Annotated in this window: 10 protein-coding genes; 6 read left to right on the forward strand and 4 right to left on the reverse strand. The window is 58.1% G+C overall.

The features are described 5' to 3' along the window. Window positions 1–47: 47 nt before the first annotated feature. Window positions 48–1,226 carry an LLM class flavin-dependent oxidoreductase gene (locus tag F4X57_09545; protein ID MYC07397.1) on the reverse strand — a complete coding sequence of 393 codons (1,179 nt, stop codon included), beginning with the start codon at window positions 1,224–1,226 and terminating at the stop codon, window positions 48–50. A gap of 380 nt (window positions 1,227–1,606) precedes the next feature. Between F4X57_09545 and F4X57_09550 the strand changes: the two genes are divergently transcribed. From F4X57_09550 to F4X57_09560, 3 genes are read left to right on the forward strand one after another with little or no spacing between them, the layout of a single operon-like run. After that, a complete protein-coding gene (locus F4X57_09550; GenBank protein ID MYC07398.1) occupies window positions 1,607–3,631 on the forward strand; it encodes a (Fe-S)-binding protein in 2,025 nt (674 codons plus the stop codon). Window positions 3,632–3,657: 26 nt separating this feature from the next. Continuing rightward, window positions 3,658–3,867 (forward strand): type II toxin-antitoxin system HicB family antitoxin, encoded by a 210-nt coding sequence (locus tag F4X57_09555; GenBank protein MYC07399.1) that lies wholly within the window; start codon window positions 3,658–3,660, stop codon window positions 3,865–3,867. Further along, window positions 3,864–4,088: a type II toxin-antitoxin system HicA family toxin gene (locus tag F4X57_09560; GenBank protein ID MYC07400.1), complete on the forward strand. Its 225-nt coding sequence runs from the start codon at window positions 3,864–3,866 to the stop codon at window positions 4,086–4,088. The genes F4X57_09555 and F4X57_09560 overlap by 4 nt, the downstream gene beginning before the upstream one ends. 47 nt (window positions 4,089–4,135) lie before the next feature. Here F4X57_09560 and F4X57_09565 read toward each other — a convergent pair whose 3' ends face one another. The 3 genes from F4X57_09565 to F4X57_09575 all read right to left on the reverse strand — a co-directional run bounded on the left by F4X57_09565 (window position 4,136) and on the right by F4X57_09575 (window position 7,008). After that, window positions 4,136–4,474 (reverse strand): L-rhamnose mutarotase, encoded by a 339-nt coding sequence (locus F4X57_09565; GenBank protein MYC07401.1) that lies wholly within the window; start codon window positions 4,472–4,474, stop codon window positions 4,136–4,138. Window positions 4,475–4,777: 303 nt separating this feature from the next. Then, complete coding sequence (locus F4X57_09570) at window positions 4,778–5,761, reverse strand: aldo/keto reductase (GenBank protein MYC07402.1); 984 nt, start codon at window positions 5,759–5,761, stop codon at window positions 4,778–4,780. Between the two features lie 287 nt (window positions 5,762–6,048). Then, window positions 6,049–7,008 (reverse strand): decaprenyl-phosphate phosphoribosyltransferase, encoded by a 960-nt coding sequence (locus tag F4X57_09575; protein MYC07403.1) that lies wholly within the window; start codon window positions 7,006–7,008, stop codon window positions 6,049–6,051. A gap of 398 nt (window positions 7,009–7,406) precedes the next feature. Between F4X57_09575 and F4X57_09580 the strand changes: the two genes are divergently transcribed. The 3 genes from F4X57_09580 to dnaE all read left to right on the forward strand — a co-directional run bounded on the left by F4X57_09580 (window position 7,407) and on the right by dnaE (window position 13,858). Then, window positions 7,407–7,712: a co-chaperone GroES gene (locus F4X57_09580; protein ID MYC07404.1), complete on the forward strand. Its 306-nt coding sequence runs from the start codon at window positions 7,407–7,409 to the stop codon at window positions 7,710–7,712. Window positions 7,713–7,780: 68 nt separating this feature from the next. Then, window positions 7,781–9,391, forward strand: a complete 1,611-nt coding sequence (gene groL / locus F4X57_09585; protein ID MYC07405.1) for a chaperonin GroEL — start codon at window positions 7,781–7,783, stop codon at window positions 9,389–9,391. Window positions 9,392–9,727: 336 nt separating this feature from the next. Then, window positions 9,728–13,858, forward strand: coding sequence for a DNA polymerase III subunit alpha (dnaE, locus tag F4X57_09590; GenBank protein MYC07406.1), 4,131 nt, complete (start codon window positions 9,728–9,730; stop codon window positions 13,856–13,858). Window positions 13,859–13,968 lie beyond the last annotated feature (110 nt).

The following is a 13,968-nucleotide window of genomic DNA, read 5'->3' on the forward strand; positions in this document are numbered from 1 at the left end:
CTAGATGGGGAAGAGACGCTTGGAGCGGCGATTGCACCCGGTCCGCGCTAATTCCTAGTCGCGGCGTAGTCGGAGCGGGCTCGTTCCATTGCCTTGGCGCGGGCTTCGAGCAGCTCGTCCTTCTTGCCTTCCGACCAAACCTGCGAGCGATCTAAGCTTTCCAGCGAGCCTTGGAAGTGCGGCATCACATAGCGGGCGACGAGTTCGTAGCTGTGCATCACCTGTTCGCGTGTGCCCCACTCGGTCGCCTGAATCATAAAGCCGCCGAAGCCGCCGCTTTCCGCGTCCACTCGCTTGATTGTTTCGATAAGGTCATCCGGCGTGCCGACGCACCACGCGCCGTTTTCGGTCATCACATCGATAATTTTGTCGCGGTCTTTGTTGCTCTTCACCTCGAACGGGAGTTGGTGACCCAGCGTCTTCACGAAGTAGTCGTACTGGTAGCGGCCCGCGTTCACGCGCGCCTGCTCTATCGCCTCTTTCTTGCTCTCCGCAAGATGCACATGCATCACCACACGCCATTCGTTGCGGTCCATCGTGTTGCCGTGCTCTGCGGCAGTCTCTTCAGCAATCTTCCAGAAATCGGCGAGGTTCGTGGCGATGCTGTCGCCGCGCGTTACGCTGACAGACAGGACGCCCGCGCCGTGCTTTCCTGCCAGCACCATGCCGGACGGGGACTGTGCCGCCGCCACCGCGATGGGGAAGTGCGGCTTGGTATATGGCCTGAGGTGCAATTGCGCCTCAACCAAGTTGAACCACTCGGAGCGATACGTGATAGGCTCGGTCTCGTTAAGCAGGCGCATAATGAGCGTCATGGACTCGTCCATGCGCCGTCGCTGCTCAAGCGGGTCGATGCCGAGCATCGCCGCGTCGGTGACGAGCGCGCCAGGACCGACGCCGAGCATCGCACGCCCGCGTGTCAGGTGGTCTAGCAGCACCATGCGGTTGGCAACCATCATCGGGTGGTGGTACGGCAAGCTTATGACGCCCGTGCCGAGCTTGATGTTGCGCGTGCGCTCTGCCGCCGTCGCCATGAACAGCTCCGGCGAGGCGATGATTTCCCAGCCCGCGCTATGGTGTTCGCCAATCCACGCCTCGTCATAGCCGAGATAGTCGAGCCACTGGATAATCTCAAGATCGCGCTCAAGCGATAAGGTAGGGTTTTCGCCCTTCCAGTGGAACGGCGCCATGAAGATGCCAAACTTCATTCTTTCGGGGAGTGTCATAGGTGCGTCCTTTACCTGTGCCGCCTGACAATGCAGGCGCGGATGAGGCGGCTGTCGCCTCGCAACGATTTTAGCACGATGCCTATTACAGGGCAATTGCGGCATGTGCGGTCAGCTTCCCCGCTATCCAAGAGTTAGTTTCGATGGACAGGAAAGGAAGGGCTGACAAGGGTATGTACAGGATGTATTCCCTTACCCCTCTGATGGAGGAAGATTAAGATGGGATTAAAGATACACAATATTGCCTAGTCATATCACCATCTCAGCGCCGCGCAATGGCTGACGCGAACACCACCATGTGATAAACTCGCCCGTGCATATTTCGCGCTACGGCACTGCCATCTAACGCTGCCGCATGACAATCAAACTAGGAGACGGCAATGGTCCCGCCTGACAGCATTTTCGGAATAATACCCACTTGGGTGGGCGTGTATGTCGCGTCGATAGTCGCGTTCGCCGTCGCGGGCTATTTCCTGTACCAGCGCGTGTTCCGGCTGGTGCTGCTTGGCAAGCCGGCGGAGCGGTTCGACCAGCCCGTGCGGCGATTTTTCGGCGCGCTGCCGTTCATCTTCGGGCAGCGCAAGGTTCTGCAGCGCGTTTCATTGCGAGATCGCGCCGGGCTTGCGCACTTCTTCATATTCTGGGGCTTCCTGTCGTTCTCGCTGAGCTACGCGCTGTTCATCTTTGGCGATTCGCTGTGGCATCCGTTGTCCGGCAAGATACTCACCGAGACGGGCTTGAAGGCGTTCACGATATATCTCGATGTGCTCGCGGCGCTGTTCTTGGTCGTGCTGGCGTGGGCGGCGATTAGGCGCTGGGGCTTCACGCCGAGCCGCCTGAAGTTCGACCTAACGCAGAAGAAGGAATCGGCAATCATCCTCGCGCTAATTGCCATGCTGATGATATTCACGCTGCTAACGGAGGCGTTTTACATCGTTGGCGGTGGAGGTGGTTCACATGCAGCCGCGCCTGTCGGTGGCGCAATCGCCAACATATTCACCGGAGTAAACGCTGAAGCGGCAGGCGTTCTGCAAGCCTTCTTCTGGTGGGCGCATCTCGCCATAATTCTGGGCTTTGCGATATACATCCCGCTGTCCAAGCACATGCACCTCGTCGGCGCGCCCATCAACTTCTACACGCGATCGCTGGAGGCGCGTGGCGCTCTGCCCACGCCCACCGACTTGGAGACGGCAGAGGTATTTGGTGCGCATCGTGTGCAGGACTTCACGCAGCGGCAACTGCTGGACGGCTACGCCTGCGCCGTCTGTGGCCGCTGCACTGATGTCTGCCCTGCGAATATCAGCGGCAAAATCCTATCGCCGATGCACATCGTGGAAAATCTTAAAGAGCATACGCTCGAGACGGCGCCCGGCGTCATAGCCGGCGAAGACCCGCAAGAAGAAAAGCCGCTGATAGGCCGCTGGATTCAGGAAGAGGCGCTGTGGGATTGCCTGACCTGCGGCGCGTGCGTTGAGGAGTGCCCCGTAGGCGTGGAGCACATCAGCACCATCGTGGACATGCGCCGATATCTCGTAATGGAGCAGGCGGAGATGCCGGAGACGGCGATGAACGCGCTACTGAGCATGGAACAGCGCGGACACCCCTGGCGCGGCACGACATTCGCGCGCACGGACTGGGCGGAAGGCTTAGACATCCCTCTGCTCGCCGACCATCCTGAAGCGGAAGTGCTGTTCTGGGTGGGCTGCACTCCCGCGCTAGAGCAGCGCAGCCAAAGTGTCGCGCGCTCTATGGCGTCTGTGTTGAAGCGCGCCGGCGTGGACTTTGCCATACTGGGCATGGAAGAAGGCTGCACCGGCGATCCGGCGCGGCGCATGGGCAATGAATATCTGTATCAGATTATGGCGCAGCAGAACATCGACACACTAAACGGCTACGATGTGAAGAAGGTCGTTACCATCTGCCCGCACTGCTTCAACACCATCAAGAATGAGTACCCACACTTGGGCGGCAATTACGAAGTGATGCACTACAGCGAGTTCGTTTCCGAGCTGATAGCGGACGGACGGATCAAGCCGCTGGTGGAGATGAACACGACGCTCGCCTTCCACGACCCGTGCTATCTCGGGCGGCAGAACGGCATATTCGACCAGCCACGCGCAATCGCCGAAGCAATACCGGGCTTGGAATTAGTGGAGATGGAGCGATCCCGCAGTAAGAGCTTCTGCTGCGGCGCGGGCGGCGGGCACATGTGGGTAGAGGAAAGCCGCGGCAGGCGCGTCAACCATGTGCGCACCGATCATTTCCTAGATACCGGCGCCGACACGGTTGGCGTATCCTGCCCCTTCTGCCTGCAAATGATGGAAGAGGGCATAGGCACCAAAGGAGCCCAAAACTCCCACCGCGCGAAGGATTTGCTGGAGATATTGGACGAGAGTTTGGGGTAGTCAAGCAGATGAACCGGAGGGCACAGATGCGAGAGTTCACCGTCATAGTTGAACGGGACGAAGTCGGCTGGCTTGTGGGGAGCGTTCCTGCGCTGAGAGGTTGCCACACACAGGCAAGCAACCTAGAGGAACTTCTAGAGAATATCAGAGAAGCTATCCTACTCTGTCTTGAAGTCGAACACGAAGACGAAATTAACAACCTCACTTTGGTCGGTGTACACAGAGTCGGCGTATGAGTCGGATGCCAAGCCTTGCAGCGGATGAAGTGCTTCGAGCCTTATCAAGAGCGGGATTCCAGAGAATAAGGCAACGAGGGAGCCACCTGATGATGAGACATCCTGACGGCAGAACAACAGTAGTGCCAGTTCATCACAGGCAAATTATCGGACCTGGGCTTATGTCGAAAATTCTCCGAGATACAGAGATGACAAGAGAAGAATTTCAGGCACTGCTATGACGAGTCAGGGTCGCTCGCACTCCCCATGGCAACTCTAGCTTAAGGATTTACCCATACAGGTCGAACACCTCTTCCATCGCTGCCCACCATTCGTCCGGATTGGCATCGGGGACGGGAGTCTGGAACTCGCGCATCAGGGCGTCCCACTCTGCTGCGCGTGGGGATGCTTCGATGTAGCGGGGGAAGTCGCGCTCCAAGTCGAATTCGTCCGGCGCTTCAAGGTACATGAAAAGCCTGTTGCCGAGCAGGAATATCTTCATCTTGGCAATGCCGAGAGAGCGCAGCCCTTCCAGCACCTCGTCCCAAACGGCGCGGTGATATTCCTTGTACTGCTCGATTACATCGGCTTCATCGCGCAAATCTAGCGCCATTGCATAAGATTTCATGTCTTTGCCTCTCGTCCGTCGCAATCCGAGTTGCCTAGTTAATCCGGCCTAGCTGGAGCGGGAATCGCCGAAGACTTCGTCCACGAATTCTCTGCCCGGTTGCACGCCGGGTCGGGTCAAGGCAGCCTCTATATGACGACGCTCCCCTTCCTTGGCTTTTACAAGCACTTCCGCCTTCTTCGCTTGCGGACGCAAGAATCCGGTGCTTGCAAGCGGCGTTAATATAACAAAGACTGCTACATTTGTGTCTGTGTCAACGCTTCCTAGCATGCACAAATCGACTATGCCCACACCGCAAACTCATTACGGCGTCGGCGCGTTTTCGGGCAGCAAGCCTTCGTGCCGCAATTCGTTCCACAGGTCGGCGGGGATGGTGTAGCTAACCATGTCGAAGTTTTCCTGCACTTCGGCGGCTGATACTGCGCCCGGTATCGTGGCAGCGACGGCCGGATGTGCCAAGCCGAACTGCAGCGCGGCGGCTTTCAGCGGCACATCGTGCCTGTCGCAGACCGCCTTTATCTTGCGCGCCTGCTCCAGCACTTCGGGCGGCGTGGACTGGTAGAAGTATGTCGTGCCCTCGCCCAAATCGGACGCCAACACGCCGCTGTTGTACGGGCCGCCTAGGATGATGCTCATCTCGCGCTCTTCACACAATGGCAGCAGGTCGTCCAATCCGGACTGGTCGAGCAGAGTGTATCGCCCGGCGAGCAGGAAGCAGTCAAAGTCCGCCTCGCGGCCAAACTGCGCCAGCGGCTCACAAAAATTCATGCCCGCCCCTATCGCGCCGATGACGCCCTGCGAGCGAAGTTCCGCCAATGCCGGAAATGCCTCATCTACCGCCTGCTGGTGAAAGTCGTCAGGGTCGTGTATCAGCAGTATGTCCACGCGGTCCAGCTCCAGCCGCTTCAAGCTTTCTTCAAACGAGCGCAGCACTCCGTCGCGGCTGAAATCGAAAGCGACTTCCATCTGCGGCAAGTCGCGGAATATATCCTGTCCGGGCGCGGTGTCCACCGGATTCAGCACTCGTCCGACCTTCGTGGACAGCACATACGAATCGCGGTTCACGCCATCAAGTCCCTGCGCGTAATACCGCTCGCTCCTGCCTGCGCCGTAGAATGGCGCGGTGTCGAAATACGATATGCCCAGATCCAGCCCCTTACCGATGCTTTCGATGGAACTTCGTTGCGCGTCCTCAATCGGCATTGAGCCGAACGGCGCGCCGCCCACGCCAAGCCGCGATACCATAACGCTTGTCGAGCCGATTTCTGCCTTATCCAGTGGATTCATGTCGTGCTCCTCTCACTCATTGTCGTCCGATACTGAACGCATACTAACGCAAGCCTGCGGATATTCACAGAGCCGCTCGTAATCTCTCGACATGGGAGACAATTCAAGTGTCTTTGCCTTCGTTCTTCGGAACTCCTGCGAGATTACTCAGGCATAGTTTGACATCGAAGTCCCTTCCTTCTTGATGTAGGAAAGTTAGTCTGAGGGTGAAAGAGCCAGAATTCGCATGCAAGTGTGCACACAGAGCGACCGGTCGCCTTGTAGGATTTTCTTATGAAATCGCCCCGCTACCGGAAGACCGCAAGTATTACCGCTGCGCTGCTTAGCCATAGCAGAGCCGTCGCAATTAGCGGTATGTCGCCGAGCAGCAGATCTTCGGGATTTTCGCCGGCGTCGGCACTGTCGCTCAATATCAGGTAGCGGAACAGGCCGAACGCGACGAATGGAATCGTCAGCATCATCGCACCATTGGCGGGCAGATTAGGCGCGGTGAATGTGTACAGCGAGTAAGCTATCAGCGACGCGGTGGCAGTTATGACCACCAGCTTATGCAATGATTCGACGCTGTACCCGCTCAGCGACGGGCGTTGGCTCGCAGCGTCCGTGCCGGCAGTCGTGAGTTGGCTGCGCCGCTTGATGAGCGCCAGCAGCAACGCCGCGAGCGCAGTGCACAGGTAAAGCCATGGCGAAATCGGAACGCCCATGATCGCCGCGCCCGCGACCGCGCGCAGCACCATACCCCCGCTTATCACGAACACATCGACCAGCACGATGTGCTTGAGCGCCAGCGAGTACGCAATATTCGCCAGCGCGTAAAGCAGCGATATGACGCCGAATATCGGATTCAGAGTGAACGCGCCGCCTAGCGCAATGGCAGTGAGCGCAACGGCGGCAATCCACGCAGCAGCTACGGGCAAGCGGCAGGATGCGATGGGACGATTGCGCTTGCGCGGATGCCGGCGATCGCTGTCCGCGTCTAGGATGTCGTTTAGCAGATAGACGGCGCCGGTGAGCGCGGAGAATATCAGGAACGCCAACGTGATGACGCCGAACAACTGCAGCGCCGCGCCTATGTCAGCGTCCAGCGACCACGCCTCGTTTATTGTGAAGAAGAACGCGAGGTAGATGATCAGGTTCTTGTACCACTGGCGGGGGCGCATGCTGACGAACAGCGCCGCTCCTAGTCTCGCCGCATTCTTCATTCGTTTGATCCTGCCATATCCGGCATTTCTTTCAAGCGTTCCCATGATGATCCCGGAATGGTGATAGTGGGTGATAGTGATAGCCGCCGTAGCAGGATGATATGGATTGGGAGCGATGCAGGTCAACCTAATAGCGGGTAATTGGCGCGAATTTGACACCCAGACGAGGTTGTGCAGCGGATATTTCGCCCCTTCCTAACCTTCCCTCAAAAGCGGCAATAGACTATTGTTCATCTTGTCCTCTCTGCTCTTCGTGTTCCTTCTTCATGCGGTGTCAAGCGCGTGGGTAGGGCGTCCGTATAATTCTGTTGACAACGCCGCTGCGCCTTCGCTATATTTATTTAGCAGACTATTCTTGAGTCTGCTAATTGGCGTCCCAGACAGCGCAAATTGGCACACGAACCGGCAACAATTCTCAAGCAAATCAGGAGGAATTGAGGACAATGGCGACAGAAACCCAGGTTACTTTCAACCCGCTCGGCAACCGCGTGGTGGTGAAGCCTTCAGAGGCTGAAGAGTCGATGAGCGCGGGCGGCATCTACATACCCGACACGGCGAAAGAGAAGCCACAGGAAGGCGAAGTTGTGGCGGTCGGCCCCGGCAGGCTCACCGATGACGGCAACCGCGTGCCTATGGAACTCACGGTCGGCGATCTGGTCGTGTACTCCAAGTACGCCGGCACCGAGTACAAAGACGGCGACGACGAGTATCTCGTGCTGCGCGAAGACGACATTCTGTTCAAGAAGTAATCGACGCCCTAGCCCACCCAAGACAATCACAATTCTCATAAGTCAACTCTCGTAAGGAGGAAGAAGAAATGCCCAAGCAGCTCACATTCAGTGAGGAAGCCCGCGCAGCCATGAAGCGCGGCATCGACCAGATGGCAAGCACCGTCGGCGTTACGCTCGGACCGCGCGGACGCAATGTCGTTCTCGACAAGAAGTTCGGCCCGCCGCAGGTGTGCAGCGACGGCGTAACCATCGCTAAGGAAATCGAGCTTGAAGACCCGTTCGAGAATATGGGCGCGCAGCTTCTCAAGGAAGCCGCCAGCAAGACCAACGACGTCGCAGGCGACGGCACGACCACCGCGACCGTTCTCGCGCAGGCGATCATCCACGAAGGCTTCAAGAACATCGCCGCCGGCGCCAATCCTATGGCTCTGAAGCGCGGCATCGAAAAGGGCGTCGTCGCCCTTCGCGATCAGGTCGGCTCTATGTCCACACCGGTCGAGGGCAAGACGCAGATTGCGCAGGTCGCATCCCTGTCCGCTCACGACGACGACATGGGCGGTCTAATCGCCGATGTTATGGAGCGCGTGGGCAAGGACGGCGTCATCACGGTTGACGAGTCCAAGGGCTTGAACTTCGAGCAGGAGTTCGTTGAGGGCATGCAGATTGACCGAGGTTACATCTCGCCCTACTTCATCACCGACCAGGACAAGATGGAATCGTCTATCGAAGACCCCTACATCCTCATCACCGACAAGAAGGTTTCAGCAGTCGCCGATGTGTTGCCTGCACTGGAGAAGATCCTGCAGGTCAGCAAGAACCTCGTCATCATCGCCGAGGACATCGAAGGCGAAGCGCTCGCCACCCTGGTCGTCAACAGGCTGCGCGGCACGCTGAACTGCCTCGCCGTCAAGGCTCCCGGCTTCGGTGACAGGCGCAAGGCGATGCTCGAAGACATGGCAATCCTCACGGGCGGTCAGGTCATCAGCGAAGAAGTCGGCCGCAAGCTCGACTCCGTGGTCGTGGAAGACCTCGGCAGGGCGCGCCGGGTTGTCGCCACCAAGGAAGAGACTATCTTCGTTGACGGCGCAGGCACCGATGACAACATCACGGGCCGCATCAACCAGATCAAGGCGCAGATCGACGAGACTACCTCCGACTTCGACCGCGAGAAGCTGCAGGAACGCCTTGCCAAGCTCTCCGGCGGCGTCGCCATCATCAAGGTTGGCGCAGCGACCGAGGTCGAACTTCGCGAGAAGAAGCAGCGCGTTGAGGACGCCCTGTCCGCAACCCGCGCAGCAGTCGAAGAGGGCATCGTCCCCGGTGGCGGACTGGCGCTCATTCGCGCGCGAGACGCGCTCGCGGGCGTTGAACTTTCCGGCGACGAGGCTACCGGCGTCTCTATCCTCCGCAAGTCGCTTGAACAGCCGCTGAAGCTCATCTCCGAGAACACTGGCGTCTCCGGCGAGGTTATCCTCTCCGAGAGCATCAAGGCAGAGGGCGACTGGGGCTACGACGCAGAAGTCGGCGAGTTTGGCCACCTGCTGGAGCGCGGCATCATGGACCCGGCGAAGGTAACGCGCGCAGCGATCGAGAACGCCGCCAGCGTCGCATCGATGGTACTCACCACCGAGTCGCTCATCACCGACGTCCCGGAAGAAGCGCCCGCAGCACCGGCAATGCCCCCGATGGACTACTAGGCAATTAGTCTAGCACTTGCCACTAGCGCTAGCATGGCATAAGGCATAGGCATAACTAGAGCGCCCCGAACAAGCGAAAGTTCGGGGCGCTCTTCTTGTGCGCAGCTTCATTATCTCCCTCCCCATCCTACCCATTCTGTTACCCTCTTCTGTTGGCAGTCAAACGAAGGTTTTGGAACATGGCAACCATGCCATAACCGCCACCGCAATCAGCCAAAATCGTCAATTTCTGCGTTCAATTGTGAGGGCATGGACGGTGCCGCAGTGCTATAATCAGCACATCATAGCAGTGAGAACAATTGAACGCCCAACTGAACGATTGAGGTCCGGCTCTTTATGTTCACCCACCTTCATGTCCACACCGAATACAGCATGATTGACGGCCTCAGTCGTATCGAAGACCTTGTGCTGCGTACCAAAGAACTCGGTATGGACAGCCTCGCCATGACAGACCATGGCGGTATGTACGGCGCAATCGACTTCTATAAGACTGCGAAGAAGCACGATGTCAAGCCCATTATCGGGTGTGAGGTGTATGTTGCACCGGACAACCGTCACGAGCGCAGCTCCAACAATAGATCGCCGTATCACATGACCATACTGTCTCAGAACGAGCGCGGCTACCACAACCTGCTCAAGCTTGTGTCGAAGTCCAATCTCGAAGGCTTTTACTACAAGCCGCGCATCGACCGCGAACTGCTGGAAGAGCACAATGAAGGGCTAATCGTGCTGTCCGGCTGTCCCGCCGGCGAAGTGCCGCGCGCGCTAACCAATGGCGATATGGAAAGAGCGCTCGACACCGCCGCGTGGTACAAGGAACTGCTGGGTGGGCGATACTTCCTTGAGCTGATGAGCCACAACAATGTCCCCCAACTGCCGCAGATTAACAAGGGATTGATGGAACTTCACCGGCAGCTGGACATCCCCTTCGTCGCGACCAACGATTCGCACTATACGCACAAACACGACGCGAAATTTCAGGACATCTTAATCTGCATCCAGACGAACACGAATGTCGCAGACTCGGGGCGGATGCAGATGGCCGATTCGTATTACTTACGCAGCCCTGAAGAAATGGCAGAGCTCTTTAAGGAACTGCCGGACGCCATTTCCAACACGCAGCGCATCGCCGAGATGTGTGATCTGAGTTTGGACTTCTCGCAAATGCGCCTGCCCGAATACCCCGTGCCGGACGGGCTGACCGCCGACGAATACTTGGCGAAGATATGCTACGAAGGCTTGGCAACGCGCATCCCCAACGCCGGCGAAGCAGAGCACGAACGCCTTGCTTACGAACTCGAAGTCATCCGGCAGACGCAGTTCCCGGACTACTTCCTCGTCGTCTGGGACATAGCCAAGTTCGTGCACCAGCGCGACATATTCTTTGCCGTGCGTGGCAGCGCGGCAGCAAGCCTTGTGCTGTACTGCCTCGGCGTAACCGATGTCAACCCGCTTCCCTACCAGCTCGTATTCGAGCGTTTCCTGAATGTCGAGCGCAAGGAAATGCCCGACATCGACATGGACTTCCAGGACGATCGCCGCGAAGAGGTCATCAACTATGTCGTCGAAAAATACGGCAAAGAGCACGTGGCGCAGATAATCACCTTCGGCACATTCGGCGCGAAGGGCGGCGTCCGCGATGTCGCGCGCGCGCTCGCAATGCCATACAGTGACGGCGACCGCGTGGCGAAACTCATACCCAACCGCCTCAATATCACGCTGAAAGACGCGCTGGAGCAGAGCGCGGAGCTGAAGGAAAAATACGACGCAGACGATGATGTCGCCAAGATAGTGGACACCGCGATGGGCTTGGAAGGCTTGACGCGCCACGCAGGAACACATGCAGCCGCGGTGCTAATCTCGCAAGAGCCGCTTGACGAAATCGTGCCGCTGCAGCGTCCGGCTCGCAGCGCAGACGACGGCAGCGGCGTCGCAGTTACGCAGTATTCCATGGATCCATGCGCCGACCTTGGTCTGCTGAAAATGGACTTCCTCGGTCTCACCAACCTGACCATTCTCGCCAACGCTCGCGACCTTATCGCCGAGACTAGGGGCATCAATTTCGCGCTAACCGAGATACCGCTTAACGACGGCGCGACATTCGACTTGCTTTCCCGAGGCGAGACAGTCGGCGTTTTCCAATTGGAAGGCGACGGCATGACGCGCTACATCAAGGAGTTGAAGCCCAGCGCGCTGAGCGATGTAGCCGCCATGATTGCGCTCTATCGCCCAGGTCCGATGGAGCACATTTCCACCTTCATCGACTCCAAGCATGGCCGCGCCGTGCCGCACTATCCTCACCCGGCGCTGAAGGACATCTTGGAAGAGACATACGGCGTCATCGTCTATCAGGACCAGGTGCTGCAAATCGCGCGCACATTCGCCGGATATTCGCTCGGGCAGGCGGACATCGTGCGCAAGGCGATGGGCAAGAAAATCCCCGAGATTATGGCAGAGGAAAAGCAAAATTTCCTGAAGGGCGCGCTCGAACAAGGCTACACGCAGGCGATGGCGGAAGAGATTTTCGCGCTCATTGAACCGTTCGCCGGGTATGCCTTCAATAAGGCGCACAGCGTCAGCTACGGGCTAATCTCATATTGGACTGCCTATCTCAAGGCGAACTTCCCCATCGAATATATGGCTGCGCTCCTCAACTCGTCCAAAGATAGCTCCGACAAGATTGCGTCCGTAGTCGCGGAATGTCGCCGAATGAGCGTCTCTGTCCTGCCACCCAGCGTCAACAAGAGCGAAGTCAACTATTCCATTGATACCGACGCGGACGGCAACGACGCAATTCGCTGGGGGTTGTCCGCAGTGAAGGGCGTGGGCGAAGGCGCGGTTTTACCGCTGGTCGCCGACCGCAAGGAAGCCGGTGAGTTCTCCTCGATAGAAGACCTTTGTCAGTCTGTCGATCTCAGTCGCGTGGGCAAGAAGGCGCTCGAAAGCCTAATCCGCGCCGGCGCTCTCGACGAGTTCGGCGATCGCACGGGAATGGACGAGGCGCTAGACCGCATTATTTCGCTGTCGAAGAGTGAAGCGGGCATGCGCAATTCCCAGCAGGCGTCGATGTTCGACATGATGGGCGCTTCGATGCCCGCCGAACTAGCCAGCATCGACATTCCCAATCGACACACAACCGATGTGGAGAAAAGCCAATGGGAACGAGAGTTGCTCGGCGTGTCCACATCGAACAGCGCGCTCTTCGATCTGCTGACGCAAAGAGCCGGACCAAGCGACATCGTAGCGATTGAAGACCTGAAATCCGTCGCGGCGGGCAGGCGCGTGAAAGTAACTGGCATAGTGTCCGGCGTGAACCGCCGCGAGACACGCAAAGGGCAACCATTCGCCATTGTGTCGCTGTCTCTGCTTGACGGCGAGCAGGAAGTGTTCGTCTGGGAAGATGAGCTGAAAGCCACCGGCCATCTCTGGGAAGATGGCAAGCTGGTTACGGTAACCGGCAACGTGCGCCACCGCGACGACAACATCAGCGTAAGCTGCTCAGAAGCACACGAAATCGTGCTGTCCGAAACCAACGCCTCAGCCCCCAATGGGGCAGAAAGTGAAGGCGCCTCCAAAAACGGCGCAGCGAACAACGACATGGCAGAGAACGGTATTGCAAACGATGTCGTTCCCGTGAATGGTGCATCTGTCAGCGAGGCGAACGGCAACGGAATGTCAACTAACGGTGTGTCGGCGAATGACAGCACGGTCAACGACGCAACGCAGACCGGCACGAATGGCAACGGCGCATTTGCATATGGCACATCGGACTACGACGCACCGGCAGATGCAACGGCCGGCGAGACCGAATCGCGCGACAATGATGAACCGGAGGCACAAGCGGCGGCGGCAAATGGCGCAACTTCACTCTCGCAAGACTGGCAGCCTTCACACGACGCCGTGACCAACGATCTGCCGGAAGGCACACCAAGCGCCCAGCCCTCTAGTCCTACCGTATCGGAGACTAACGGCACATACAGCGAAAGTGCGCCTAGCAGTGAGTCGGACGATGCTCCGCCTTGGGATGAGTCTGCGCCGACCAATGATGGGATAAGCGGGACAAACGGGGCAGGCAGCACGACAGATAGCACGAATGTAACGAACGGCACCAACGGATACACGCCGCAAAACGACAATGACGCGAGCGATGGAGCAAGCGTCCTTCCTTCCCGACCTGTCGAAGTAAGTACACCAATGCCTGCCGAAGCCGGACAGCGCTTGCTGCTGCGCCTGACCGAAGGCGAGCCCGAGCATGACAGGCGAATGCTGCAAATCCTGAGCAGCATCCTGATGGACTACCAAGGCGAGTGCGAGGTAACGCTCGAAATCGCGACTGCAGGGCACATTGTCGAAATGGACTGGCCCGCCGTACGCGTCCGCGCCAACGACGAACTGATAGCGCGCCTGAACAACGAAGCTCTGGGCACCGCCGGCGAAGCGCGCCTCATGGAAATCAGTAATGAATGAGCGCGTCAAATAAGTGCGCGATCCCTCAACTTCCTTCCCCTATGTAATGTGTAGGAAGGGAGTGTCTCGTATCCCACTTACGGCTCGACAGCAAGAGTTGCCGCGTAGTC

The sequence above is a fragment of the Chloroflexota bacterium genome (assembly GCA_009840355.1).
Taxonomy (GTDB): domain Bacteria; phylum Chloroflexota; class Dehalococcoidia; order Lucifugimonadales; family JADFKI01; genus Bin90.

Excerpts from the sequence above, each read along its gene's own strand:
- F4X57_09580 (MYC07404.1), top strand. The coding sequence starts at position 7,407 with ATGGCGACAGAAACCCAGGTTACTTTCAACCCGCTCGGCAACCGCGTG.
- dnaE (MYC07406.1), top strand. The coding sequence starts at position 9,728 with ATGTTCACCCACCTTCATGTCCACACCGAATACAGCATGATTGACGGC.
- F4X57_09570 (MYC07402.1), bottom strand. The coding sequence starts at position 5,761 with ATGAATCCACTGGATAAGGCAGAAATCGGCTCGACAAGCGTTATGGTA.
- F4X57_09575 (MYC07403.1), bottom strand. The coding sequence starts at position 7,008 with ATGGGAACGCTTGAAAGAAATGCCGGATATGGCAGGATCAAACGAATG.
- F4X57_09545 (MYC07397.1), bottom strand. The coding sequence starts at position 1,226 with ATGACACTCCCCGAAAGAATGAAGTTTGGCATCTTCATGGCGCCGTTC.
- F4X57_09555 (MYC07399.1), top strand. The coding sequence starts at position 3,658 with ATGCGAGAGTTCACCGTCATAGTTGAACGGGACGAAGTCGGCTGGCTT.
- groL (MYC07405.1), top strand. The coding sequence starts at position 7,781 with ATGCCCAAGCAGCTCACATTCAGTGAGGAAGCCCGCGCAGCCATGAAG.
- F4X57_09550 (MYC07398.1), top strand. The coding sequence starts at position 1,607 with ATGGTCCCGCCTGACAGCATTTTCGGAATAATACCCACTTGGGTGGGC.
- F4X57_09560 (MYC07400.1), top strand. The coding sequence starts at position 3,864 with ATGAGTCGGATGCCAAGCCTTGCAGCGGATGAAGTGCTTCGAGCCTTA.
- F4X57_09565 (MYC07401.1), bottom strand. The coding sequence starts at position 4,474 with ATGAAATCTTATGCAATGGCGCTAGATTTGCGCGATGAAGCCGATGTA.